This is a genomic window from Saccharothrix coeruleofusca (genome assembly GCF_017876325.1).
GTDB classification, from domain to species: Bacteria; Actinomycetota; Actinomycetes; order Mycobacteriales; family Pseudonocardiaceae; genus Actinosynnema; species Actinosynnema coeruleofuscum.
This window is the reverse complement of sequence record NZ_JAGINV010000001.1, coordinates 5022774-5047443: the sequence shown is the minus strand read 5'-3', so window position 1 is coordinate 5047443 and position 24670 is coordinate 5022774. Positions and strand designations below refer to the sequence as shown.

Below are 24670 nucleotides of genomic sequence, written 5' to 3'. Positions count from 1 at the left end.
CCGGTGAGCGGGCACCACCGCTCACGCGCCGCCTTCCTCCTCCAGCCGCCGGCGCAGCGAGTTCAGGCACCGGCCGCGGGTGGGGCCGATGCTGCCGCGCGGCATGGCCAGCGCCTCGGACACCGCGCGGTACTCGGGCCGCCCGGCCAGCACGGTCAACCGCAGCAACTCCTGGCAGCGCTGGGGCAGCGCGTGGAAGGCCCGCCACAGCCGCTGGTCCCGCTCGTCGCGCAGCGCCTCGACCTCCGGCAGCCACCGGTCGTCGGGGAGGTCCTGCGCGGTGTCCCCGGACAGCACGGCCCGCCCGCCGCTGTCCCGCCACGTCCGCTGGGCCTCCCGCCGCGTGGTCACGATCAGCCAGCCCGCCAGCGCGCGCGGCTCGGCGATCCGCTCCAGGTGCCGCAGGAAGTGCAGCCACACCGTCTGCGCCACGTCCTCGGCGCTCGTGCGGTCCAGCCCGTTGCTCCGCGCCACGTGCCACACCAGCGGCGTCAGCTCCGCGACCAGCCGGTTCAGCGCGTCGCGGTCGCCCGCGCGGGCCTGGGTCAGCAGCGCCGCGTGCCGCCGCGCGCGGGCGGGCGGGTCCTCCGGGACCGCCTCGGCGGGCAACTGCTCCAGTCGCGGGCCCACTTCGTCGGTCATGGTGCTCCCTCCCGCGTCGCGCGCCCCGCGCCCGGAGGAGGGCGGTGTGGACGTCCTCGGCCACGCGCGTCGTGCGGGACCCCGCGCGGAACGGCTCCAGAGTGTGTCCGCGAGCCCCGCCGGGACCAGGGTGCTCACCCGTTCGGCCCGGCACGGAATCGGTGCAGTCGCGTCGTGGGACCGCCGTCGTACGGTGACGCGGTGGCGGGACTGAGGTTCGGGGTGCGGGTGAAGCCGGGAGCCCGGCGGGACGCGGTCGGCGGCCGGTGGGGCGACGGGGCGCTGGTGGTCGCGGTCGCCGCGCCCGCGGTCGAGGGCAAGGCCAACGAGGCCGTGCGCAAGGCGCTGGCCAAGGCGTTCGGGGTGCGCAGGCAGGACGTGGCCATCGCCTCCGGCGAGCGCGGGCGGGACAAGGTCGTGGTGATCGACCCGGCCCCCGACGACGGCGCGGAGGTGCTCGCGGCGCTGCTCGGTTGAGTCGGTGCCCGATTCGTCCACTTCGAGATCGTCAAGGAAGAATGCACCCACTACCGGGCGACAGCGGGGAGGGCGAGTGGGTGGTGTCACGGGTTTCCTCGGCATCGGTGCGGCGGTGTTGCTGGTGGCCGCCATCGCGGTACGGGTGTCGAGCAGGCTCGGGCTGCCCTCGCTGCTGCTCTACCTCGCCATCGGCGTGCTGCTGGGCGAGTCGGTGCTGGGCATCGAGTTCGAGGACGCCGACCTGACCCGTTCGCTGGGCACCGCCGCGCTCGTGCTGATCCTCACCGAGGGCGGCCTGACCACCCGGTGGGCCGCGGTCAGACCCGCGCTCGGCCTGGGCATCGCGCTGTCCACGGTGTCGGTGGGGGTCAGCGTCGCGGTCACCGGCGTGGCCCTGCACCACCTGCTGGGCCTGGACTGGCGCACCGCGCTGCTGTGGGGCGCGGTGCTGTCCTCCACCGACGCGGCCGCGGTGTTCAGCGTGCTGCGCTCGGTCGGCGTGGGCAGGCGGCTGATCGGCGCGCTGGAGCTGGAGTCGGGCATCAACGACGCCCCGGTCTACATCGCCGTGGTGCTGCTGGCCTCGCCGGACCCGATCACCTGGACCGCGCCGCTGCTGATGGTCTACGAGCTGGTCGCGGGCGCGGCGATCGGCGTGGCGCTGGGCCTGCTGGGCGCCGTGGGCCTGCGGCGCGCGGCGCTGCCCGCCACCGGCCTGTACCCGCTGGCCACGGTCGCGGTGTGCCTGCTCGCCTACACCGCGGGCGACCTGGCGCACGCCTCCGGCTTCCTGGCCGTCTACGTCGCGGCGGTGGTGCTGGGCAACGCCCGGCTGCCGCACCGCTCGGACACGCTGTCCTTCGCCGAGGGGTTGGGCTGGGTCTCCCAGATCGGCCTGTTCGTGCTTCTGGGCCTGTACGCCTCGCCGGAACGGCTGCTGCACGCGCTGGTGCCCGCCCTGGTCGCGGGCGCGGTGCTGCTGCTGGTGGCCCGGCCGCTGTCGGTGCTGGTGGCCGCCACGCCGTTCCGGGTGCCGTGGCGCGAGCAGGTGTTCCTGTCGTGGTCCGGGCTGCGCGGCGCGGTGCCCATCGTGTTCGCCCTGATCCCGCTCATCCAGCAGGTGCCCGGCGCCGACCAGCTGGTCGACGCGGTGTTCGTGCTGGTCATCCTGCTGACCCTGGTGCAGGGCACCACCCTGCCCAGGCTGGCCCGCTGGCTGGGGCTGGTGCGCTCGGGGGAGGCCAGCGAGGTGCAGTTCGACTCCTCGGCGCTGGACCAGTTCAACGCCGAGCTGCTCCAGGTGCGCATCCAGCGCGGGTCCAAGCTGCACGGCGTGTACCTGTCGGAGCTGCGGCTGCCGGTGGGCGCCTCGGTGAGCCTGGTGGTGCGCGAGGGCGGCGGGTTCACCCCGCAGTCGACCACCCGGCTGCAGGAGCGCGACCAGCTGCTGGTGGTGTGCACCGAAGGCGTGCGCACCGCCGTCGAGCAGCGCATCCGGGCGGTGGACCGGGCGGGCAGGCTGGCCCGCTGGAAGGGCGACACGGGCCGCGAGATCCCATGATCCGGACGGGGCTCGACGGCGGGCGGGTCCGCCGCTAACGTCGTGGGCGAGGTCATGAGTGCCAGCGACAAGCCCGGGCTAGCTGGCCGGCAACCCTCCTACCGCGGTGGGGTGCCCCCGGTGAGGACCTGGTCCGGCGCGGGGTGCGCCGGGCAAGCGCGGGCCTCCTGTCGAGCAGGGGCCCCCGAGGCCGCCGGAGGCTCGTCGTGACCGTCGCCGTTCCCCGTCCCGTCGCCGCCCTGCCCCGCGTGGTCGGGGCGGACCTGAAGGTCCCCCTGGTCACCGGGCAGTTCGTCGAGTACGCCAACCTCGACCACGCCGCGTCCGCGCCCTGCCTGGAGCAGGTCCGCGACGCGGTGGACGAGCTGCTGCCCTGGTACGCCTCGGTGCACCGGGGTGCCGGGTTCGCCTCCCACGTCAGCACCCGCGTCTACGGGCAGGCCCGCGACGCGGTGCGGCGGTTCCTCGGCGCCAGGGCGGGCGACGCGGTGGTGTTCACCCGCAACACCACCGACGCGCTGAACCTGCTGGCCCGAGCCCTGCCCCGGCGCACCTCGGTGGTGCTGTTCGACACCGACCACCACGCCGCGCTGCTGCCGTGGCGCGGACCAGGCGTGCGGCGGCTGCGCACGCCCTCCTCGGCGGCGGGCGCGGTGCTGGAGCTGGACCGGGCGCTGCGCGCCTGCCCCGAGGGGCCGCGACTGGTCGTGGTGACCGGCGCGTCCAACGTGACCGGTGAGGTGTGGCCGGTGGCCGAGCTGGCCGCGGTGGCCCGGCGGCACGGGGCGCGCGTCGTGCTCGACGCCGCCCAGCTGGCCCCGCACCGGCCGGTCGACCTCAAGGCGCTGGACGTGGACTACGCCGTGCTGTCCGGCCACAAGCTGTACGCGCCCTTCGGCGCGGGCGCGCTGGTCGGTCGCGCGGACTGGCTGCGGGCCGCCGAGCCGTACCTGGTCGGCGGCGGCGCGACCGCGCTGGTCACCGACCACGGCGACCGGCTGGGCGTGGCGTGGTCGGCGGTGCCCGAGCGGCACGAGGCGGGCTCGCCCAACGTGGTCGGCGCGCACGCCCTCGGCGTGGCCTGCGACGTGCTGGGGCGGCACTGGGAGCGCACCGGCGCGCACGAGCGCGGCCTGCTGGCGCGGCTGCGGGCGGGCCTGGCCACCGTGCCCGGCGTGCGCGAGCTGTCGCTGTTCGGGGCCGAGCACGACCGGGTGGGCGTGGTCAGCTTCGTCGTCGGCGGGCAGGACGCGGGCTACCTGGCCGCCGCGCTGTCCGCCGAGCACGGCATCGGCGTGCGCGACGGCGCGTTCTGCGCGCACGTGGCGGTGCACCGGCTGGCCGCCGGGCAGCGGGCGCTGCGCGCGTCGCTGGGGCTGGGCAGCACCGAGGAGCACGTGGACCGGCTCGTGGCGGCGCTGCGGTCGCTGGTGCTGGAGGGGCCGCGGGTCGACTACGCCCAGCGGGACGGCCGCTGGGCGCCCGCCCAGGACACCCGGCCGCTGCCGCCGTTCCTGGTCTGAGTGCGGTCGCGCGAACCCGATGCGGGACAATGGGCCGGTGAGCACTGAGCCCAACGCCGAACCCGAGGCAGTTCCGGGAGCCCCCGCCCCGCCACCCAGGCGGGTGCTGCTGCTGGGCGTCCTCGCCGCGGTGGTGCTGGCGCTGGACATCGCCACCAAGGTGGTCGCGGTCGCCGAGCTGGAGGGGCGGCAGCCGGTCGAGCTGTTCGGCGGGCTGCTGTACCTGCCGCTGGTCCGCAACCCCGGCGCGGCCTTCGGCATGGCCGAGGGGTGGACGTTCGTGCTGGCGCTGATCGCGTTCGGCGTGGTCGGCTTCATCCTGTGGATCGCCCGCAAGCTGCGGTCGGTCGGCTGGGCGATCGGGCTGGGCCTGGTGCTCGGCGGGGCGCTGGGCAACCTGGTCGACCGCGTGTTCCGCGCGCCCGGCCCGCTGCGCGGCCACGTGGTGGACTTCATCTCCGTGCTCGACCCGTGGGGCGGTTTCTTCCCGGTGTTCAACCTCGCCGACTCGGCGATCTGCGTGGGCGGCGGCGTGATCGTGCTGATGGCCCTGCTCCAGCGCGACTACGACGGCACCAGGGTGGAGAAGAAGGCATGAGCGGCTACCGAACCCTGCCCGTGCCCGACGGGCTGGACGGGATGCGCGTCGACGCGGGCCTGGCCAAGCTGCTTGGCCTGTCGCGGACCGCGGTCGCGGCGCTGACCGAGTCCGGCGACGTGGTGCTCGACGGACAGCCCGCGGGCAAGTCCGACCGGCTGGTCGCGGGCGCGTGGCTGGAGATCACCCTGCCTGAGCCGGAGCGGCCGGTGAGCGTCCAGGCCGTGCCGGTGGAGGGCCTGGGGGTGCTCTACGAGGACGACGACGTGATCGTGGTCGACAAGCCGGTGGGCGTGGCGGTGCACCCCAGTCCGGGGTGGACCGGGCCGACCGTGGTCGGCGGGCTGGCCGCCGCGGGCGTGCGCATCGCCACCTCGGGCGCGGCCGAGCGGCAGGGCGTGGTGCACCGGCTGGACGTGGGCACCACCGGCGTGATGGTGGTGGCCAAGAGCGAGCACGCCTACTCGGTGCTCAAGCAGGCGTTCAAGGAGCGCACGGTGGACAAGCTCTACCACGCGCTCGTGCAGGGCCACCCGGACCCGATCCGCGGCACCATCGACGCGCCGATCGACCGCCACCCCAAGCACGACTACAAGTTCGCGGTGATGGCCAACGGCAAGCCCAGCGTCACCCACTACGAGGTGGTCGAGGCGTTCCGGGCCGCGTCGCTGCTGGACGTGCACCTGGAGACTGGGCGCACGCACCAGATCCGGGTGCACTTCTCCGCGCTGCGCCACCCCTGCGTGGGCGACCTGACCTACGGCGCCGACCCGGTGCTGGCCAAGCGGCTGGGCGTGACGCGGCAGTGGCTGCACGCCCGCACGCTGGGCTTCCACCACCCGGCCGACGGGCAGTGGGTGGAGTTCACCAGCGAGTACCCCGCCGACCTGGCCCAAGCCCTCGACCAGCTCCGCGCCGAAGGCTGACCCGCGAACCGAGCGTTCAGGCACCGCGAACCGAGCGTTCGGACACCGCGAACCGGGCGTTCGGGCGCGGGGCCGCCCCCGGCCTCAGTCGTCGACGGTCCAGACCAGGGTGTTCAGGTCGGTCTCCGGCCGGGAGCTCCACCGGACCGAGGTCACGGTGACGTTCTCCGGCAGGACGTACACGGTGTGCCCGCCCGCCGTCTCGCCCGGCTGCACGCCGATCTTGTGCGGCGGCCGGGAGGACAGCGACACCGGGGCCTTGCTGACCGTCTCACCGGTGTTGGTCATCAGCACCAGGTACATGTCCGGCAGGGCGTTGAACGGCACGGTGCCGATGTTGGCCAGCTCGGTGTGCACCACCACGGCCCGCTCGCCGTCGGCCAGCTTGTAGCCCGCCGCGGTGAACAGGAAGTCCGCCGGGTCGACCACCTCGACCAGCTGGATGGTGAACCGGGCGCCCTCCAGGCCCTCGGTCTCCAGGGTGCTGCCGATCTTGCCGGTGCGCGACCGGGGCGCGGGCTGCTGGTCGCCGCGCGCCCAGCCCGCCGACTGCGGCGGTCCCCACGTGCTCATCGGCTCGGGCACCGGGACCGGGCCGGACTGCGGCTGGGCCGGGAACGGCTGGCTGGGCGGCCCCTGCGGGCCGGGGTGGGGCGGGTAGGGCCCGCTGGGGGTGCCGCGCACCGAGCCGGGTGGTGGGTAGGGGCCGCTGGCCGTGCCCTGGGCGGGCCCGGTGTAGCTGCCCCACGCCACGCTGTTGGCCAGCGCCTTGCGGATGCCGTTGGGGTCGCACTCCACGCCCACCAGCAGCGGCAACCCGCTGCCGGACAGGGTGATCAGGCGGGTGGCCGCCTCGCGGGGGTCCATGCCCAGCCGCGCCGCCACCTCGTGCACGGCGGCTCGGCCCATCTCCGCGATCATCGCGAGGAGGCGGGCGTCGACGGGATCGGGCGCGACCACGACTCGAACGCTACCCGCCCACCAAGATCGGCGCGCCACGACCCCGGCGCGTCCGAGCTCACGGCGAGCCGGGGCGGCGCGGACCACCCCGACGGACTAGTGTGCTCCCTGCGGCTGGCTCGTCGCCGTCATCTGCTGTTAGTGCCTGGTACACAAGGGGGTTTGGGGTGGCCGACTCGTTTGTGCACCTCCACGTGCACACCGAGTACTCGATGCTCGACGGAGCGGCGAAGCTGAAGGACATGTTCGCCGAGTGCGAGCGGTTGGGGATGCCCGCCGCCGCCATCACCGACCACGGCAACATGTACGGCGCCTACGACTTCTTCAAGCAGGCCACCGCGGCGGGCATCAAGCCGGTGGTGGGCATCGAGGCGTACATGGCCCCCGACTCGCGCTTCAACAAGAAGCGCGTGCTATGGGGCGACCCCGGCCAGAAGTCCGACGACGTCTCCGCCAGCGGCGCCTACACCCACCAGACCATCTGGGCCAGGGACAACGAGGGCCTGCACAACCTGATGAAGCTGTCCAGCCGGGCCTCCACCGAGGGGCAGCTGGGCAAGTGGCCGCGGATGGACGCCGAGCTGATCGCCGAGCACTCCGCCGGCCTGATGGCGACCACCGGGTGCCCCTCCGGCGAGGTGCAGACCCGGTTGCGCCTGGGCCACGACCGGGAGGCGCTGGAGGCCGCCGCCAAGTGGCGCGACATCTACGGCGCGGACAACTTCTTCGTCGAGCTGATGGACCACGGCATCGAGATCGAGCACCGGGTCCGCGACGGCCTGCTGGACATCGCGAACAAGCTCAAGATCCCGTTCGTGGTGACCAACGACTCGCACTACACCTTCGCCGAGGACCGGGACGCGCACGACGCGCTGCTGTGCGTGCAGACCGGCAAGACGCTGCAGGACCCCGGCCGGTTCAAGTTCGACGGCCAGGGCTACTACCTCAAGTCGCCGGACGAGATGCGCGCCATCGACTCCTCCGACGCCTGGCAGCAGGGCTGCCGCAACACCCTGCTGGTGGCCGAGAAGGTCGACACCACCGGCATGTTCGCCTTCCAGAACCTGATGCCGCGCTACCCGATCCCGGACGGCAAGACCGAGGCGGAGTACTTCCGCGAGCAGGTCTGGGAGGGGATGCGGCGGCGCTTCCCCGAGGGCGTGGACGAGGTCCACCGCCAGCAGGTGGAGTTCGAGATCGGCGTCATCCTCCAGATGGGCTTCCCGTCCTACTTCCTGGTGGTCGCCGACTTCATCAACTGGGCCAAGGCCAACGGCATCCGGGTGGGCCCCGGCCGAGGCTCGGCCGCGGGCGCGCTGATCGCCTACGCCATGGGCATCACCGACCTGGACCCGCTGGCGCACGGCCTGATCTTCGAGCGGTTCCTCAACCCGGACCGGGTCAGCCCGCCCGACATCGACATCGACTTCGACGAGCGCAGGCGCGGCGACGTGATCCGCTACGTCACCGAGAAGTGGGGCGCCGACAAGGTCGCCCAGGTGATCACCTTCGGCACCATCAAGGCGAAGGCGGCGATCAAGGACTCCGCCCGCGTGCTGTACGGCCAGCCCGGTTACGCGGTGGCCGACCGCATCTCCAAGGCCATGCCGCCCGCGGTGATGGGCAAGGACATCCCGCTGTCGGGCATCTTCGACCCGTCGCACAAGCGGTACGCCGAGGCCGCCGAGGTCCGGGCGCTGTACGAGACCGACCCGCAGGTCAAGGAGATCATCGACACCGGCCGCGGCCTGGAGGGCCTGATCCGCAACGCGGGCGTGCACGCCTGCGCGGTGATCATGTCCGCGGAGCCGCTGATGGACCACATCCCGGTGTGGCAGCGCCCGCAGGACGGCGCGATCATCACGCAGTTCGACTACCCGACCTGCGAGACGCTCGGCCTGCTGAAGATGGACTTCCTGGGCCTGAGCAACCTGACCACGATCGACGACACGCTCAAGAACATCGAGCTCAACGGCAAGCCGCCGGTCGACCTGGACAAGATCGGCATCGACGACAAGAAGACCTACCAGCTGCTGTCCAAGGGCGAGACGCTGGGCGTGTTCCAGCTCGACGGCGGGCCCATGCGGGACCTGCTGCGGCTGATGCGGCCGGACAACTTCGAGGACATCTCCGCGGTGGGCGCGCTCTACCGGCCGGGTCCGATGGGCGCGAACTCGCACACCAACTACGCGCTGCGCAAGAACAAGCTCCAGGAGATCACCCCGATCCACCCGGCGCTGGCCGAGGACCTGGAGGACATCCTCGGCACGACCTACGGCCTGATCGTGTACCAGGAGCAGGTCATGGCGATCGCGCAGAAGCTGGCCGGGTACACGCTGGGACAAGCGGACCTGCTGCGCCGCGCGATGGGCAAGAAGAAGAAGGAGATCCTGGACAAGGAGTTCGCGGGCTTCGAGGCGGGGATGCTGAAGAACGGCTACCCGCCGGACGCGGTCAAGACGCTGTGGGACATCCTGGTCCCCTTCGCCGACTACGCCTTCAACAAGGCGCACTCCGCCGCGTACGGCCTGGTCTCCTACTGGACCGCCTACCTCAAGGCGAACTACCCGGCCGAGTTCATGGCCGCGCTGCTGACGACGAACTCGGACAACAAGGACAAGTCGGCGATCTACCTCGCCGAGTGCCGCCGGATGGGCATCACCGTGCTGCCGCCGGACGTCAACGAGTCCGAGCGCGAGTTCGTCGCGGTCGGCGACGACGTCCGGTTCGGCCTGGGCGCCATCCGCAACGTCGGGGCGAACGTGGTCGACGCGATCATCAAGGCGCGCAAGGAGAAGGGGAAGTTCGTCGACTTCTCCGACTTCCTGCGCAAGGTCGACGCCACGGTCTGCAACAAGAAGGTCGTGGAATCGCTGATCAAGGCGGGGGCGTTCGACTCGCTGGGCCACCCGCGCAAGGGTCTGCACATGGTCCACGTCGAGGCGGTCGACGCGATCATGCTGACCAAGAAGGAGGAGGCGCGCGGGCAGTTCGACCTGTTCGGCGACGGCGGCGGGGACGACGGGGCCAGCGTGTTCGACGTCAAGATCCCCGACGAGCACTGGGAGTCCAAGCACCAGCTCACGCTGGAGCGGGAGATGCTGGGCCTGTACGTGTCCGGCCACCCGCTCAACGGCGTGGAGGGCATCCTGGAGTCCTACTCGGACGCCTCCATCCCGCGCATCCTGGAAGGCGATGTGCCCGACGGCCAGCAGGTCACCATCGGCGGCATCCTGGCGTCGGTGACCAGGCGGGTCAACAAGAACGGCGAGCCGTGGGCCTCGGCGCAGCTGGAGGACCTGGCCGGTGGCATCGAGGTGCTGTTCTTCCCCAAGAGCTTCGCGGTGCACGGCATGTCCGTGGCCGAGGACGCGATCGTGCTGGTCAAGGCGCGGGTGGCCAAGCGGGACGACCGGATCTCGCTGATCGCCAACGACCTGGTGGTGCCGGACCTCAACGAGCTGGGCAACCAGGCGCTGAAGCTGAAGCTGGCGGCCTCGCGCTGCGACCCGAAGCTGGTGGCCTCCCTCAAGGAGGTGCTGGCCGCGCACCCCGGCACCACCGAGGTGCACCTCAACCTGATCATCAACAGCAGCCGCAACACGGTGCTCAAGCTGGACGACGCGCTGCGGGTCAGCCCGACGCCGTCGCTGATGGGCGACCTGAAGGCGCTGCTCGGACCGGGGTGCCTGGGCTGACCGGGCACCCCCCGCGCGGGTGAACCTCCGGCAGTTCTTAGGCCGATCGGGTGACATTGCGGTGACTCGGGGACACCGGAGCGACACCGAACGTTGGGTAAACAGTGTTAACCCAACATGAGGAGGGGGTTCCGGTGGGCGATGCCACCATCGAGGTGCCGCGGCTGGAGCAGGACTACTTCGACGACCCGCACTCGATCCACGCCCTGATGCGCGAGCAGGCCGCCGCCACCCAGGTGGTGCTGCAGCGCGGCCTGAAGGTCTGGCTGGTCACCCGCTACGAAGAGGCGCGCATCGCGCTGGCCGACCCGCGCTTCCGCAAGGACATCCGCGACGAGCGGCTGATCGACCGGCACTTCGTCGGCGACCCGGCCGACCGGGTGCAGTTCAACGACACGCTCGCGCACCACATGCTCAACATGGACCCGCCGGACCACACCCGGCTGCGCAAGCTGGTCACCAAGGCCTTCACCGCCCGCCGCGTCGAGCAGCTGCGCCCCCGCGTGCAGCAGATCACCGACGAGCTGCTGGACGCGATGGACGGCAAGTCCGAGGTCGAGCTGCTGGACGCGCTGGCGTTCCCGCTGCCCATCACGGTGATCTGCGAGATGCTCGACGTCTCGATGGACGACCGCGAGCAGTTCCGCGAGTGGTCCAACACCCTGGTCGGCGGCACCGACCCGATCGCCACCAGGGACGCGGGCGCCGCGATGGCGGAGTACCTGGCCAAGCTGGTCGAGCACAAGCGGGCCCACCCCGGCGACGACATCTTCTCCGCGCTGGTGCACGCCAGCGACGAGGACGACCAGCTCAACAACGCCGAGCTGATCGCGATGGCGTTCCTGCTGCTGATCGCGGGCCACGAGACCACCGTCAACCTGATCGGCAACGGCACCTACCACCTGCTGCGCAACCCCGACCAGCTGGCGGCGCTGCGCGCGGACCGCTCGCTGCTGCCCAACGCGATCGAGGAGTTCCTGCGCCTGGAGGGACCGGTCAACCAGGCGACCGTCCGCTACACCGCCGAGGAGGTCGAGCTCGGCGGCACGGTGATCCCGGCCGAGGAGCTGGTCTTCGTGGCGCTGTCCTCGGCCAACCGCGACCCGAACCGGTTCCCCGACGCGGACAAGCTCGACATCACCCGGCCCGCGGGCGGGCACCTGGCCTTCGGCCACGGCGTGCACTACTGCCTGGGCGCGCCGCTGGCCAGGATGGAGGGCGAGATCGCCATCGGCTCGCTGCTGGACCGGTTCGACCTGTCCCTCGCGGCCGACCCGGACACGCTGCGGTGGCGGGAGGGCACGCTGATCCGCGGCCTGTACTCGCTGCCGGTTAACCTCGCACCCCGTGGAGCGCGATGAGCTGCTGAAGCTGGACCGGGCGCACGTCTGGCACCCGTACGGGCCCATGCCGGGCACCCGCTCGCCGCTGGTGGTCACCTCGGCGTCGGGTGTCCGGCTGCGCCTGGACGACGGCCGCGAGCTGATCGACGGCATGTCCTCGTGGTGGGCGGCCATCCACGGCTACCGGCACCCGGTGCTCGACGCCGCGGTGCGCGACCAGTTGGACCGGATGAGCCACGTGATGTTCGGCGGCCTGACCCACGAGCCCGCCGTCGCGCTGTGCGCCAAGCTGGTGGAGATCACCCCGGACCCGCTGGAGCACGTGTTCCTGTGCGACTCGGGCTCGGTGTCGGTCGAGGTCGCGGTCAAGATGTGCCTGCAGTACTGGCGCTCCCAGGGGCGACCGGAGAAGCGCAGGCTGCTGACCTGGCGCGGCGGCTACCACGGCGACACCTTCCAGCCCATGTCGGTGTGCGACCCCGAGGGCGGGATGCACGCGCTGTGGCGCGGGGTGCTGCCCGAGCAGGTGTTCGCCTCCGCGCCGCCCGCCGAGCTGGACACCGCCTACGTCGCGGAGCTGGCCCAGCTCGTCGAGCGGCACGCCGACGAGCTGGCCGCGGTCATCGTCGAGCCGGTCGTGCAGGGCGCGGGCGGGATGCGCTTCCACGACCCCCGCTACCTGCACGTGCTGCGGGAGCTGACGCTGGCGCACGACGTGCTGCTGGTCTTCGACGAGATCGCCACCGGCTTCGGCCGCACCGGCGAGCTGTTCGCCGCCGACCACGCGGGCGTCAGCCCGGACGTGATGTGCGTGGGCAAGGCGCTGACCGGCGGCTACCTGTCGATGGCCGCCGCGCTGTGCACCGCGCGGGTGGCCGACGGGATCTCCCTGGGCGAGGTGCCGGTGCTGGCGCACGGGCCGACGTTCATGGGCAACCCGCTGGCCTGCGCGGTGTCGCTGGCCTCGGTCGAGCTGCTGCTGTCGTCGGACTGGCGCGGCGCGGTGCGGCGGATCGAGGCCGGGCTGCGCGCCGGGCTGGCGGGCGCGCCCGGCGACGTGCGGGTGCTCGGCGCGATCGGCGTGGTGCAGCTGGACCACGAGGTGGACATCGCCGCCGCCACCGCCGCCGCGGTCGAGCACGGCGTGTGGCTGCGGCCGTTCCGGGACCTGGTCTACACGATGCCGCCGTTCACCTGCACCGACGAGGAGGTGGCCGCCATCGCCGCCGCGGTGGCCGCGGCGGCGAAGGCGGGCTGACCCGGCCTCGGCGTCAGGCCGTCGCCGCCCGCACGGCCTCGGCCAGCTCGACGTTCGTCGGCTCGACCAGCACCCGCCCGCCGGGCAGGACCACCACCGGGATGTTCTTGCGCCCGCCCGCGATCTCGACCGCCCGCTCGCGCGCCGCTTCGTCGTGCTCCACGTCCACCTCGGTGAACGGCACCCCGTTCTCCCGCAGCCATGCCTTCGCGCGGCGGCAGTCCCCGCACCAGTCCGCGCCGTACAGGACGATCTCACCCATGACGGTGACTTTAGAACTCCACCTGTGACCGCGCCGCGCGCGGCCGTAGGGTGAACGGCCGTGAGCGTCCTCGTGATCACAGGCACGGGCACCGAGGTGGGCAAGACCGCGGTGGTCGCCGCACTCGCGGCGGTGGCCGCCGCCGGGGGGCAGCGGGTCGCCGTGCTCAAACCCGCGCAGACCGGAGTCGCCGCGCACGAGCCGGGCGACCTGGCGGAGGTGGTGCGCCTGGCGGGCCCGGTCACCACCCGCGAGCTGCGCCGCTACCGCGAACCGCTGGCCCCCGCCACGGCCGCCCGCCGGGCGGGCGAGCCCCCGGTGCGCCCCCAGCAGGTCGCCGCCGCGGCGGCGGAGCTGCACCGCGACCACGACCTGGTGCTGGTCGAGGGCGCGGGCGGGCTGCTGGTGCGCTTCGACGACGAGGGCTCCACCATCGCCGACGCCGCGTGGGCGCTCAACGCCCCGGTGCTGGTGGTCGCCCAGGCGGGGCTGGGCACGCTCAACACCACCGCGCTGACCGCCGAGGCGCTGCTGCGCCGCGGGCTGGAGTCGGTGGGCGTCGTGGTGGGGCGCTGGCCCGCCGAGCCCGACCTGGCCGCCCGCTGCAACCTGGTGGACCTGCCCGAGGCCGCGGGCGCGCCGCTGCTGGGCGCGCTGCCCGAAGGGGCCACGGCGCTGGACCGCGCGCGGTTCCTGGAGGTCGCGACGGCGGCGCTGTCGCCGTGGTTCGGCGGCACCTTCGACCCGGAGCGGTTCACCGAGGAGCACGCGGCGCCGCACGCCCACCAGCCCGACCAGTGACCTCCCGGCGGATGACCGCCCAGTGACCGACGTCGCGCCCGCGCGGCCGATCAGTGGGGCACACTGGCCCGGAGCCCGAGCCGGCCCCGAGCCGGAACCCGAGCCCGACACCGAGGAGGAGCAGTGACCACAGCCCCGGAACAGCTCGACGTGCTCAGCGTCGCGCGGGAGCAGGTGCTGGAACGCGGTGTCGGGCTGTCCGAGGAGCAGGTGCTGCGGGTCCTCCAGCTGCCCGACGAGCGCATCGGCGACCTGCTCGACCTCGCCCACCGGGTGCGGATGCGCTGGTGCGGCCCGGAGGTCGAGGTCGAGGGCATCGTCTCGGTCAAGACCGGCGGCTGCCCCGAGGACTGCCACTTCTGCTCCCAGTCCGGCCGGTTCCCCTCCCCGGTCCGCTCGGCCTGGCTGGACATCCCCGGCCTGGTCAAGGCGGCCAGGCAGACCGCCGAGACCGGGGCGACCGAGTTCTGCATCGTCGCCGCCGTGCGCGGCCCCGACCAGCGGCTGCTCTCCCAGGTCCGGGAGGGCATCAAGGCCATCCGCGAGGACGGCAACGACATCCAGATCGCCTGCTCGCTGGGGATGCTGACCCAGGAGCAGGTGGACGAGCTGGTCGCCATGGGCGTGCACCGGTACAACCACAACCTGGAGACCGCCCGCTCGCACTTCCCCAACGTGGTCACCACGCACTCCTGGGAGGAGCGCTGGGAGACGCTGCGGATGGTGCGCGAGGCGGGCATGGAGGTCTGCTGCGGCGGCATCATCGGGATGGGGGAGACGCTGGCCCAGCGCGCCGAGTTCGCCGTGCAGCTGGCCGCGCTGGAGCCCGACGAGGTGCCGCTGAACTTCCTGATCCCCAACCCCGGCACGCCCTACGAGCACTACCCGGTGGTCGAGGGGCCCGACGCGCTGCGCGCGGTCGGGGCGTTCCGGCTGGCCCTGCCCCGCACCATCCTGCGCTTCGCGGGCGGGCGCGAGCTGACCTTCGGCGACCTGGGCGCCAAGCAGGGGATGCTGGGCGGGATCAACGCGATCATCGTCGGCAACTACCTGACCAACCTGGGCCGCCCCGCGCAGGAGGACCTGGACATGCTCCAGGAGCTGTCCATGCCGATCAAGGAGTTGAGCAAGACGCTGTGACGTACTGCGGTTATTGCGGCAAGCCGACCGGGGAGGCCGACCACGCGGCGTGCGCGCGGCGGCTGGGCGTGATCGACCCGCCGCGCTTCTGCCAGCGGTGCGCGCGGCGGATGGTCGTCCAGGTCACCCCCGCCGGGTGGACCGCGTCGTGCAGCCGCCACGGGGAGATCCACTCCGCGCGGTAACCTCCCTGCGTCGTCGTGGTGCTGGGGAGGTCGTGGGTGGCGGAACAACCGGTCGGCGGGCAGCAGCCGCCCGTGGAGGCGGCCCCTGCGGGGACGTTCCCGGAGGCTCCCGAGGTGTTCGCCTACTACTACGTCCCGCCCAGGCCGCGCGTGGTGGTGCGGAGGGACCTGCTGCCCGCGTTCGGCGTGCTGTCGACGGTGGCGCTGTTCGGCCTGCCCACCGGGTGGCTGTGGGCGTGGCTGGCACCCGCGCAGAACGTGGTGGTGCAGCAGGACAGCGCGCTGATCCCGGTGACCGGGGAGAGCTACCACCGGCTCGACGCGCTGATGGTGTTCGTGCTGATCGGGCTCGGCGCCGGGCTGCTGACCGGGATCGCGGTGTGGGCGCTGCGCGAGCGGCGCGGGCCGGTGGTGATGCTGGGGGCGGTGCTGGGCGGCGCGCTCGCGGCCTTCCTGGCCCAGCGCACCGGCATCGGCGCGGCGGCGGGCCGCTACGCGCTGGGCGCGGCGCCCTCGGTGGGCGACGTGATCGCCAAGGCGCCCGACCTGGAGACCTGGTGGGGCGTGCTGGCCTGGCCGCTGGGCGCGGCGCTGGCCTACGGCTGCCTGGCAGCCTGGAACGGCATGGACGACCTGGGCCGCAGGCTGGGCTGATCGTCCCGACCGCCGGAGGGTCCTCCTGAGGTCGTACGGGTCCGTGCGACCCCAGTGCGATCCGCGGTGATCTCCCCACCAGTCATGATGATCGCGCTCATGTCGATCACCAGTTCATCGTGCGCACCGCCTGCGGGCCGATCCGCGCACCACTTCCCCGGAGGACAGGTGTCGCTCTCGACGCTGGACCGCTCGCCCACGCCGTCGGCCGCGTCGCCCGACCTGCTCCGCTGGACCGGGTTCGGCGGTGTGCTGCTGCTCACCGCGGCCGCCTGGGCGGGCGTGGCCTTCCCCGGTCGGGTGTCGCCGTCGCTGGCCGCCGGGGTCGCCGGGCTCGGTCTGGTGGTGCTGTCGTGGGCGCTGCTGGGCCGTGCGCCGCTGCCGACCGCGAACCGGCTGCGGTGGACGCTGGCGCTGTGGTGCGGTCCGCTGCTGCTGGCCCCGCCGCTGTTCAGCGGCGACGTGTTCAGCTACCTGGCGCAGGGCGAGATCGCCGCGCGCGGTCTGGACCCCAGCACCACCGGTCCCGCGCAGGCCCTGGGCGCGACCTCGGAGGTCGTCGCGCGGGTGGGCGTCTACTGGCGCGACACGCCCTCGCCGTACGGCCCGCTGTTCAGCGCCGTCGAGCGGGTGGTCACGCAGGTCTCGGCGGGCGACCCGGTGATGGGCGTCCTGCTGCACCGCCTGGTCGGGGTGCTGGGGCTGGTCCTGCTGGTGTGGGCGCTGCCGAGGCTCGCCGACGCGGCCGGGGCGTCGCGGCGCGCCGCGCTCTGGCTGGGCGCGCTCAACCCGCTGGTCCTGTGGCACCTCGTGGGCGGCGCCCACAACGACTCGCTGATGCTGGGCCTGATGCTCGTGGGCACGGCCGTCGCGCTGGAGGCGCTGCGGGAGCGGGTCCGGTGGTGGCCCCTGCTCTGCGGCGTCGTGCTCATCGCCCTCGCGGCCGAGGTGAAGCTGCCCGCCCTGGTGGCGCTGGCGGTGGTCGGCACCGCGCTGGCCCGCCGCCGCGGCGGCTCGCTCGGCCAGTTCCTGCTCGCGGGGGTCGGCATGGTCCTCGCCTTCGCCGTGGTGTCCGTCGTGGTCTCCCTGCTGACCGGCATCGGGTTCGGCTGGCTGCGGGCGCTGGGCACGCCGGGCAGCGTCAACAGCTGGATGGCGCCCACGAACTGGTTCGGCTTCCTGACCGGCGGGATCGGCGCGCTGTTCGGCGCGGACATCACCCAGACCATGATCGGCGTGGGCAAGCTCATCGGCTCCGCGCTGGCGGCGGTCGGCATCGCGGTCCTGCTGCACCGGCAGCTGCGCGGGCGGATCGACGAGATCACCTGCCTCGGGGCGGTGCTGGGCCTGCTCGTCGTCCTCGGCCCGGTGGTGCAGCCCTGGTACCTGCTGTGGGCGGTGGTCCCGCTGGCCGCGTGCCTGCCCGCCGGACGCGCGCGGACCCGGCTGGCCGCGCTCGTGGCGGTCTTCGCCGTGCTGATCCCGCCGCTGGCGGGCAACTTCGCGGGCCGGGTCGGCCAGCTCGTCCTCGGCTACGCGGCGGGAATCGCCCTGGTCGGCCTGGCGTTGCTGGTGTTGCGCAAGCTCGACCGGCGCTCCCCGGCCACGTCCGCGAACACCCCCTCGGTTGCCGCGAGCAAGTGACTACCGCGAGTGTTCGGGTAGTACTTGCGGTTGCGCCGGGTGGCGCGGTACTGGCCCGAAGTCCGGATCGGAGTGCACGTGGGGATCAGCGCGGGAATCGACGCGGTGACCAAGCGCGTGCCCGGTCTGGCGCGCTACGCCGCCGCCGCGCTGGCGGGCGTGGCGCTGCACGTCGCGTTCCCGCCCCGCACGCTGTGGTGGACCGCGATCGTCGCCTTCGCCGTGCTGTGGTTCACCCTGCGCGGCGTGCGCGTGCGCCGCGCGGCGCTGCTGGGCTTCGTGTTCGGCCTGGGGTTCTTCCTGCCGCACCTGCTGTGGATCAACGACTTCCTGGGGCGTGACTTCGGCCTGCCGCCCTGGCTCGGGCTGTCCGCGCTGATGGCCCTGTTCACGGCCGCCACGTGCGCCCTCGTGCCGCTGGTGGCGCGGCTGCCCGCCGCGCCGGTGTGGGCGGCGCTGCTGTTCGTGCTCCAGGAGAGCGCGCGCAGCCGGGTGCCCGCCAACGGCTTCCCGTGGGGGCGCGTGGCGTTCGGCCAGGTCGAGGGGCCGTACCTGCCGCTCGCGGCGATCGGCGGCGCGCCGCTGGTGTCGTTCGCGGTCGTGGTGACCGGCTTCGGCGTGGCGGCCTGGGCGGCCCGGCCCCGCGACCCGCGGCGGGCCTGGGCGGTGCTGCCGCTGGCCGCGGCGCTGGCCGTGACCCCCCTGGTCGGCGTCGACGCGCAGCACGGCGAGCGCACGGTGGCCGTGGTGCAGGGCAACGCGCCGGACGTGGGCCTGGGGCTGCTCCACGAGCGGGACACGCTGCGCCGCAACCACCTGCGCGCCACGGCCGAGCTGACGGCCAGGATCCGCGCCGGCGAGGTGCCCCGGCCGGACCTGGTGGTGTGGCCGGAGAGCGCGACCGGCGCGGGCGAGCGCGACCCGGTGCTGGACCGGGCCGTCGCGGAGCTGGGCGTGCCCACCCTGATCGGCGCGCTGCGCCGGGTGGACGGGCGGGAGGAGAACGCGGTCATCGCCTGGGACCCGCGCACCGGCGCGGGCCCGAGCTACGCCAAGCAGGAGCTGGTGCCGTTCGGCGAGTACATCCCGATGCGCTCGCTGGCCACCCTGGTCACCCCGTTCGCCGAGGCGCCCGACCTGAGCGCGGGGACCGAGCCGGGCGTGTTCGACATCGCGGGCACCCGCGTGGGCGTGGGCATCTGCTACGAGGCGGCCTACGACGCGGTGCTGCGGGAGAGCGCGGCCGAGGGCGCCCGGCTGTTCGTGGTGCCGACCAACAACGCCTGGTACGGGCCCGGCGAGATGACCTACCAGCAGCTGGGCATGGCCAGGCTGCGCGCCGTGGAGCACGGCCGGGCGGTGGTCGTGGCGGCGATCAGCGGCGTCAGCGCGGTGGTGCGGCCCGACGGCAGCGTGGTGCGCTCCACCGGGATGTTCACCGAGGACCTGCTCGTGGAGAGCGTGCCGCTGAGGTCGGACACCACCCTCGCGACCAGGTTCGGCGGTGTCCTGGAGGCGCTGTTCGCGCTCATGGCGCTCGCCGGCGCGGGATGGCCGCTGCTGCGCGGGTGGCGTGCTCGGCAGTCGCGGCGGAGCCGATCGGTGGCGGTTTGAGCGGCGACCGCGCATGCGCTTCCGCGCCCGCTGGTGACGGGTAGCGGGACCTCCCCCGCGATTGTTCTTGGCACCCGGAATATTCCAGCTATCACGAAATATCCCAACCGGCGCGGTCGTCACTGCGAATTCCGTTCCGATGTGGTCCCGACGAGGAACGGGGTTTCGTCCGTCCCGGTGAACTGGTGGGGTGCTCTTTCCTCTCGTAAAGCTCCGTGGCATGGTTGTTCGCACGGGGGTTCTGGGGTACTGGGGGGTATCCGGCGAGTTCGTGACAGGGGTGTGCCGGTTTTCGGGTTTTGCTCGACGTCGAACATCTGGCGCGTCGCGCCTCGGTCGATTCCTCCCGCTGCGGCCACAGTGGCGGAACCCTCTTCAAAATGAGGGAAACAGGGGGGATCATGGGTTGTCGATCATTCTTGACGCGCCTTGGTGTCGCGCTCGGCGCGACCTTCGTGACGATCGGGGTCGTTGTCCCGGCGTCGAGTTCCGCGTCAGTCGCGTCGGCCGCGGCAGGGCGGGAAGCGGGCGCCGCGGTCGCGGGCTACACGATCCACACGGCGTCCGGCGCGGCACTGCCCGTTCACGCGGAGGCGGTGTGGGCCGCGTGCGGCGTTTCCGACTCCGAGACCAAGCTGGTCAGGCGGTTCGCGCTCGGGTCGGGTCTCCCCGACGGGGGCCTGGTTGGCACATCTCCGACTTGCTGTGCGGCACCGCGGGATACGGCTACCGTCACATCAAGGACCGGCACATCACCGACTGGGAGAACATCGCCTTCATGGTGGGGTGGAACTGGCGGGACATGGCCGACTTCGCGCTGGAGCACGGTCTTGACTACCCGCAGCGGGTGGACTACCGGCCCGCCAACGACACCTTCCTCTACCAGGGGTCGTTCTGGATCGCGGACTCGGAGGGGAACGTGATGGCCAAGTACTGCTCGCAGAACGTCATCGCCTCCCAGGACGGCAAGATCATCACCTCGTTCCCGAAGTCGAGCACCCTGCCCACCGGCGTGTGCTGATGCGGGAACCGGGCTTGCTCGGAGAGCTTGTCCGCCGGCTGAACCTGGCCGGCGGACAAGCCGCTTACCACTCCGAGGAAGGAGTGCTGGTCATCACGGCGTGGCGGGATGACCAATTGGAACCGCCAGTTCGGCTGTTCGTGGATGAGAGCGCGCTCGAACAGCACCTCCCGCTCCTCTACAGCGACGCGGCGGCCCTGTGGCCGAACAGCGATCGGGTGGCGGGCGCGTTCAACCTCCTCTCCGTGCACATCGAGGAAACCGTTCTCACCCGAAAGCCCGGACAAACGGATCTGGTTCTGGACCGGGACGGGCGCGTCCCGGAATGGGTGAGACCAGGCGACGGCACGTGACCCCCGGTCATTCGGGGCGGGCGCGCGGGCGCCAAGCCGAATCCGGCCACCGCCGTCGCGGTGTCCGTCGCGGCACTAGATCCGGTATGCCGAGTCGGGCACGTCCGTGACGAACATGTGGCCCGGCGCGTGGGTGATCGCGAACGGTGGTCCGGACGCCATCAGCGCGGCCTGCGGGGTCACCCCGCACGCCCAGAACACCGGCACGTCACCGGGTTCGGGCGTCACCGGATCGCCGAAGTCCGGCCTGCCCACGTCCGCGATGCCCAGCGCGCTCGGGTCCCCGACGTGCACGGGGGCGCCGTGCACGGCGGGCATCCGGGCGGTGACCTCCCGCGCCGTCCCCACCAGCGCGGCGGGCACCCAGCGCATCGACACCACCACCGGCCCGCGCATCCGCCCGGCCGGGCGGCACTGCCGGTCGGTCACGTACATGCTGACGTTGCGCCCCTGGTCGACGTGCCGCAGCGGCACGCCCGCCCGCCGCAACCCGGCCTCGAAGGTGAAGCTGCACCCGATGAGGAACGCCACCAGGTCGTCGCGCCAGTGCCCCTTGACGTCCGTGGGCTCCTCGACCAGCTCGCCGTCGCGCCACACGCGGTAGCGCGGCAGGTCCGTGCGCAGGTCCGCGCCCGGCGCCAGCACCGTGCGCGGGCTGCCCGCGTCGGTCACGTCCAGCACCGGGCAGGGCTGGGGGTTGCGCTGGGTGAACAGCAGCACGTCGTAGGCCCAGTCGGCGGGCACGGCGATCAGGTTGGCCTGCGCGTAGCCCTCCGCCAGCCCCGCCGTCGGGCCGGTGGCCCGCGCGCGGACCTCCGCCGGGGTCACGCCAGCTCCCGGCCGAGGGTCTCGGGCAGGCCCAGCAGCGCCAGCACGGCGATGCCGTAGGCGACCGCGCCGAACACCATCGCGCCGCCCACGCCCATGCTCTCCGCCATGAAGCCGACCAGCGTGGGGAACAGCGCGCCCACCGCGCGGCCGAAGTTGTAGGTGAAGCCCTGCCCGGTGCCGCGCAGGTCGGTCGGGTACAGCTCGGCCAGGAACGAGCCGAAGCCGCTGAAGATCGCCGACATGCAGAACCCCAGCGGGAAGCCCAGGAACAGCACGGCGGTGTTCGCCCCCGAGGGGATCTGGGTGTAGAGCAGGATCAGACCGGCGGAGAGCACGGAGAACAGCGCGAAGGTCTTCTTGCGGCCCAGCCAGTCGGTGACGTAGCCGCCGGTGACGTAGCCGACGAACGCGCCGGAGATCAGGAACGCCAGGTAGCCGCCGGTGCCGATGACGGTCAGGCCGCGCTCGGTCTTGAGGTAGGTCGGCAGCCAGGTGGCCAGCGTGTAGTAGCCGCCCTGCACGCCGGTGGCCAGCAGCGAGGCGAACAGCGTGGTGCGGGTCAGGTCACCCTTGAAGATCGCCGCGAACGAGCCCCTGCGCGCGCTGCCCGCCCGCTTCTCGGTGACCTGCGGGGCGTCCTGGACGGTGCGGCGGATGTAGATGATCAGCACGGCGGGCAGCGCGCCGGTCCAGAACAGCACGCGCCAGGCCACGTCCGGGTCGAACAGCTCGAACACGGCGGTGTAGACCAGCACCGACAGCGCCCAGCCCACCGCCCACGAGCTCTGGATGAACGCGACCGTGCGGCCCCGGTAGCGCGGCTTGCAGTACTCGGCGACCAGGATCGCGCCCGCCGCCCACTCGCCGCCGAAGCCGAGGCCCTGCAGTGCCCGGAAGACCAGCAGCGTCTCGTAACTGGTGGCGAACCCGCACAGGACGGTGAACACGGCGTAGGTGACGACGGTGATCATCAGCGTGCGGACCCGGCCGATGCGGTCGGCCATGATGCCCGCGACGGCGCCGCCGATCGCCGAGACGACCAGGGTGACCGTGGTGAGCAGGCCCGCTTCGCCCTTGCTGATGCCGAAGTAGGCGGTGATGGCTACCAGGCCCAGCGGGAGGACCTGGAAGTCGTAGGAGTCCAGGCCGTAGCCGCCGAAGGCGCCGATGAAGGCGCGCTTGCCGTTGCGGCCGAGGGTGCGGAACCAGGCGAAGCGGCCCTCGTCGGTGCTGGTGGTCGATGTGGTGCTCATGCGTTCACCTCGCAGGCGTGTGGGTGTGCCCTGCCCCACACCGTAGAGGATTGTTGAACAATCCGACTAGAGGGCAATTCGGGCACCCCCCGCGAGTCGAACGCCAGGGTTGGGTGAGTTCAACGCTCAGGTCGTGTGAGTTCTACGTTCAGGTCGCGCGAACTGAGCGTTGGGGTTCGGGAGGTGCGCTCGCCGCGCGGCAGGTCGCCAAGGACGGCGGGTCGCTTCGCGCGCCCCCCTGGTGCGTGGGCAAGTACTACCCGACGGGGTTGGCAGGGCCGGTAACTACTACCCGAGGCACGGAAGCGCGGAGCGGAGCGCGCGGAAGCGCGGGTCGGGGCGCGAAAGTGCGGGTCGGGGTGCGCGAATGTTGAGTTCAGGGTGTCTGAGCGTTCGACTCGCGGGGGCGACACGCCCGACACGCCCATGGGTGGGTGACGCTGAGGGTGGGCGTGGTGGTCCTGGGGGTGTACTCGGGGGTCTGGAGGGAGGGGTTAGTTGCGGTGGGGGAGTTGGCCCAGTTCGGACAGGGGGGCGGGGACGGCGCGCAGGGCGCGCAGCAGGCCCGCCTCGCGGTGCAGCATCCGGCGCACCAGGCGCAGGCGGCGGGCCGGGTCGGTCTCCTCCAGCAGGCGCTGCCGGTCCTCCAGGGTCAGCAGGCAGTCGTCCGCCAGGGCGTAGGCCAGGTCCTCGTAAGCGGTGTCGGGGGCGGGCGGGCTCCAGTCGTCGCCCTCCCAGGCGGCTTCGCGGTAGCGGCCGTGCGCGGCTCGCGCGCTGTCGGCCAGCAGCGGCAGCACGTCGCGCACGGCGGCGGGCGAGGCGCTGTCCGGCAGCCACTCCACCTCGCCGACCAGGTAGGGGGCGCTGTCCTCGGTCACCGACAGCAGGCGGAACCGGCGTCCGCCGAGGGTGGTCAGGTCGAACCGGCCGTCGGGCAGCCTGCGCGCCTCCTCCAGCACCGCCGAGCAGCCGACCTCGTGCAGCGACTCGACGTTCTCCGCGCCGACCTCCCAGCCCTGCCGGATGGCCACCACGCCGAAGCTGCGGTCGGGCACCGCCCCGGTCACCAGGTCCACGGTCAGCTGCCGGTAGCGCGGCTCGAACACGTGCAGTGGCAGCGACGCCCCTGGAAGCAGCACGGTGCCCAACGGGAACAGGGGGAGCGTCGAGGTCACGGCACCACGCTACGACCTGTCGGCGGGCGCAGCACGGCGAACGGATCGGTGACCCGCATCCCCCTGGAGGCGAAGCGGAACAGCGCGGCGGGGCGGCCTCCCGCCGGGCCGGGCGGCGCGGTGTCGCCGGTGGGTTCGAGCAGGCCGCGGCGGGACAGCACGCGCTGCAGGTTGGTCGCGGAGACCGGGTAGCCCAGCGCCGCGGAGTACAGCTCGCGCAGCGCCGAGATGGTGAACTGCGGCGGGGCCAGCGCGAAGCCGAGGTTGGTGTAGGACAGCTTGGACGCCAGCCTGCCGCGGGCTTTGTGGATGATCGCCTGGTGGTCGAAGGCGGTGGCGGGCAGCGCGTCCACCGGGTGCCACGCGGTGTCCGAGGGCACCACCGGGTCGATGTCGGAGGGCACCAGGCCGAGGAAGGCGGTTGCCACCACGCGCATCCCCGGAACCCGGCCGGGCGCGCTGAACACCGCCAGCTGCTCCACGTGGGACAGCTGGCGCACGTCGACCTTCTCGGCCAGCTGGCGGCGGATCGACGCCTCCACGTCCTCTTCGGCCCCCAGCCCGCCGCCGGGCAGTGACCAGCGGTGAGCGTGCGGTTCCCGGGCGCGCTGCCACAGCATGACCTGGAGTGATCCCGCCCTCACCTGAAGCACTGCGGCCAACACCTCATGTCCCGCGAGGCCCATTGGCTGATACTATCGGCCACGTTTTCGACCCTTAGGCGAAAACTGGTGAGGACCTGAGGAGG

23 protein-coding genes and 1 riboswitch are annotated in these 24670 nt (G+C 72.7%); of the genes, 16 read left to right on the top strand and 7 right to left on the bottom strand.

Going from position 1 to position 24670, the window contains the following annotated elements; all coding sequences use genetic code 11:
• Positions 1-21: 21 nt before the first annotated feature.
• On the bottom strand, positions 22-642 hold the full coding sequence (locus JOF41_RS22540; RefSeq protein ID WP_189223031.1) for an RNA polymerase sigma factor: 621 nt from the start codon (positions 640-642) through the stop codon (positions 22-24).
• A 201-nt stretch (positions 643-843) separates the two neighbouring features.
• On the opposite strand from JOF41_RS22540, the gene JOF41_RS22535 reads away from it, so the two are divergent.
• The 5 genes from JOF41_RS22535 (at position 844) to JOF41_RS22515 (ending at position 5730) form a co-directional block, all read left to right on the top strand.
• Positions 844-1119, top strand: a complete 276-nt coding sequence (locus JOF41_RS22535; RefSeq protein ID WP_443705667.1) for a DUF167 domain-containing protein — start codon at positions 844-846, stop codon at positions 1117-1119.
• 76 nt (positions 1120-1195) lie between these two features.
• Positions 1196-2683, top strand: a complete 1488-nt coding sequence (locus JOF41_RS22530) for a potassium/proton antiporter (RefSeq protein WP_189223032.1) — start codon at positions 1196-1198, stop codon at positions 2681-2683.
• A gap of 50 nt (positions 2684-2733) precedes the next feature.
• Positions 2734-2848, top strand: a riboswitch (SAM riboswitch).
• Between the two features lie 41 nt (positions 2849-2889).
• The gene (locus tag JOF41_RS22525) at positions 2890-4206 is read left to right on the top strand and encodes an aminotransferase class V-fold PLP-dependent enzyme (protein WP_209621781.1); all 1317 of its coding nucleotides are present in this window, start codon (positions 2890-2892) and stop codon (positions 4204-4206) included.
• A 19-nt stretch (positions 4207-4225) separates the two neighbouring features.
• Positions 4226-4804: a signal peptidase II gene (gene lspA, locus JOF41_RS22520; RefSeq protein ID WP_189223034.1), complete on the top strand. Its 579-nt coding sequence runs from the start codon at positions 4226-4228 to the stop codon at positions 4802-4804.
• Positions 4801-5730 carry an RluA family pseudouridine synthase gene (locus tag JOF41_RS22515; RefSeq protein ID WP_209621779.1) on the top strand — a complete coding sequence of 310 codons (930 nt, stop codon included), beginning with the start codon at positions 4801-4803 and terminating at the stop codon, positions 5728-5730. Before lspA ends, JOF41_RS22515 begins: the two co-directional genes overlap by 4 nt.
• Before the next feature lie 84 nt (positions 5731-5814).
• Here the strand turns inward: JOF41_RS22515 and JOF41_RS22510 are convergent, their stop codons facing one another.
• Entirely contained in the window at positions 5815-6690 is an 876-nt protein-coding gene (locus JOF41_RS22510) for an AsnC family protein (protein WP_189223036.1), read from the bottom strand.
• Positions 6691-6857: 167 nt separating this feature from the next.
• On the opposite strand from JOF41_RS22510, the gene dnaE reads away from it, so the two are divergent.
• The 3 genes from dnaE to JOF41_RS22495 all read left to right on the top strand — a co-directional run bounded on the left by dnaE (position 6858) and on the right by JOF41_RS22495 (position 12989).
• Positions 6858-10388 (top strand): DNA polymerase III subunit alpha, encoded by a 3531-nt coding sequence (dnaE, locus tag JOF41_RS22505; protein ID WP_209621775.1) that lies wholly within the window; start codon positions 6858-6860, stop codon positions 10386-10388.
• 134 nt (positions 10389-10522) lie between these two features.
• On the top strand, positions 10523-11749 hold the full coding sequence (locus tag JOF41_RS22500) for a cytochrome P450 family protein (protein ID WP_229795401.1): 1227 nt from the start codon (positions 10523-10525) through the stop codon (positions 11747-11749).
• A complete protein-coding gene (locus JOF41_RS22495) occupies positions 11736-12989 on the top strand; it encodes an adenosylmethionine--8-amino-7-oxononanoate transaminase (protein WP_189223039.1) in 1254 nt (417 codons plus the stop codon). Before JOF41_RS22500 ends, JOF41_RS22495 begins: the two co-directional genes overlap by 14 nt.
• A gap of 13 nt (positions 12990-13002) precedes the next feature.
• On the opposite strand, the gene JOF41_RS22490 is transcribed toward JOF41_RS22495, so the two are convergent.
• Positions 13003-13251 carry a glutaredoxin family protein gene (locus JOF41_RS22490; RefSeq protein WP_189223040.1) on the bottom strand — a complete coding sequence of 83 codons (249 nt, stop codon included), beginning with the start codon at positions 13249-13251 and terminating at the stop codon, positions 13003-13005.
• Between the two features lie 60 nt (positions 13252-13311).
• Between JOF41_RS22490 and bioD the strand changes: the two genes are divergently transcribed.
• The 8 genes from bioD to JOF41_RS22450 all read left to right on the top strand — a co-directional run bounded on the left by bioD (position 13312) and on the right by JOF41_RS22450 (position 20663).
• Positions 13312-14052, top strand: coding sequence for a dethiobiotin synthase (bioD, locus tag JOF41_RS22485; protein ID WP_189223041.1), 741 nt, complete (start codon positions 13312-13314; stop codon positions 14050-14052).
• A 123-nt stretch (positions 14053-14175) separates the two neighbouring features.
• Positions 14176-15192: a biotin synthase BioB gene (bioB, locus tag JOF41_RS22480; RefSeq protein WP_189223042.1), complete on the top strand. Its 1017-nt coding sequence runs from the start codon at positions 14176-14178 to the stop codon at positions 15190-15192.
• A complete protein-coding gene (bsaP, locus tag JOF41_RS22475) occupies positions 15189-15377 on the top strand; it encodes a biotin synthase auxiliary protein BsaP (protein WP_189223043.1) in 189 nt (62 codons plus the stop codon). Before bioB ends, bsaP begins: the two co-directional genes overlap by 4 nt.
• 36 nt (positions 15378-15413) lie before the next feature.
• A complete protein-coding gene (locus tag JOF41_RS22470) occupies positions 15414-16031 on the top strand; it encodes a DUF2567 domain-containing protein (RefSeq protein WP_229795403.1) in 618 nt (205 codons plus the stop codon).
• A 168-nt stretch (positions 16032-16199) separates the two neighbouring features.
• Complete coding sequence (gene mptB, locus JOF41_RS22465) at positions 16200-17675, top strand: polyprenol phosphomannose-dependent alpha 1,6 mannosyltransferase MptB (RefSeq protein WP_307867499.1); 1476 nt, start codon at positions 16200-16202, stop codon at positions 17673-17675.
• Positions 17676-17753: 78 nt separating this feature from the next.
• Entirely contained in the window at positions 17754-19289 is a 1536-nt protein-coding gene (gene lnt / locus JOF41_RS22460) for an apolipoprotein N-acyltransferase (RefSeq protein ID WP_229795407.1), read from the top strand.
• A gap of 700 nt (positions 19290-19989) precedes the next feature.
• A complete protein-coding gene (locus tag JOF41_RS22455) occupies positions 19990-20310 on the top strand; it encodes a hypothetical protein (protein WP_209621770.1) in 321 nt (106 codons plus the stop codon).
• Positions 20310-20663 (top strand): hypothetical protein, encoded by a 354-nt coding sequence (locus tag JOF41_RS22450; RefSeq protein ID WP_194523936.1) that lies wholly within the window; start codon positions 20310-20312, stop codon positions 20661-20663. Before JOF41_RS22455 ends, JOF41_RS22450 begins: the two co-directional genes overlap by 1 nt.
• A gap of 75 nt (positions 20664-20738) precedes the next feature.
• Here JOF41_RS22450 and JOF41_RS22445 read toward each other — a convergent pair whose 3' ends face one another.
• From JOF41_RS22445 to JOF41_RS22430, 4 genes are all read right to left on the bottom strand, one after another.
• On the bottom strand, positions 20739-21491 hold the full coding sequence (locus JOF41_RS22445) for a putative hydro-lyase (RefSeq protein WP_209621767.1): 753 nt from the start codon (positions 21489-21491) through the stop codon (positions 20739-20741).
• The gene (locus JOF41_RS22440; RefSeq protein WP_189223048.1) at positions 21488-22747 is read right to left on the bottom strand and encodes an MFS transporter; all 1260 of its coding nucleotides are present in this window, start codon (positions 22745-22747) and stop codon (positions 21488-21490) included. The genes JOF41_RS22445 and JOF41_RS22440 overlap by 4 nt, the downstream gene beginning before the upstream one ends.
• Positions 22748-23241: 494 nt before the next feature.
• A complete protein-coding gene (locus JOF41_RS22435; RefSeq protein WP_189223049.1) occupies positions 23242-23922 on the bottom strand; it encodes an LON peptidase substrate-binding domain-containing protein in 681 nt (226 codons plus the stop codon).
• Positions 23919-24608 (bottom strand): NUDIX hydrolase, encoded by a 690-nt coding sequence (locus JOF41_RS22430; protein WP_189223050.1) that lies wholly within the window; start codon positions 24606-24608, stop codon positions 23919-23921. Before JOF41_RS22430 ends, JOF41_RS22435 begins: the two co-directional genes overlap by 4 nt.
• Positions 24609-24670 lie beyond the last annotated feature (62 nt).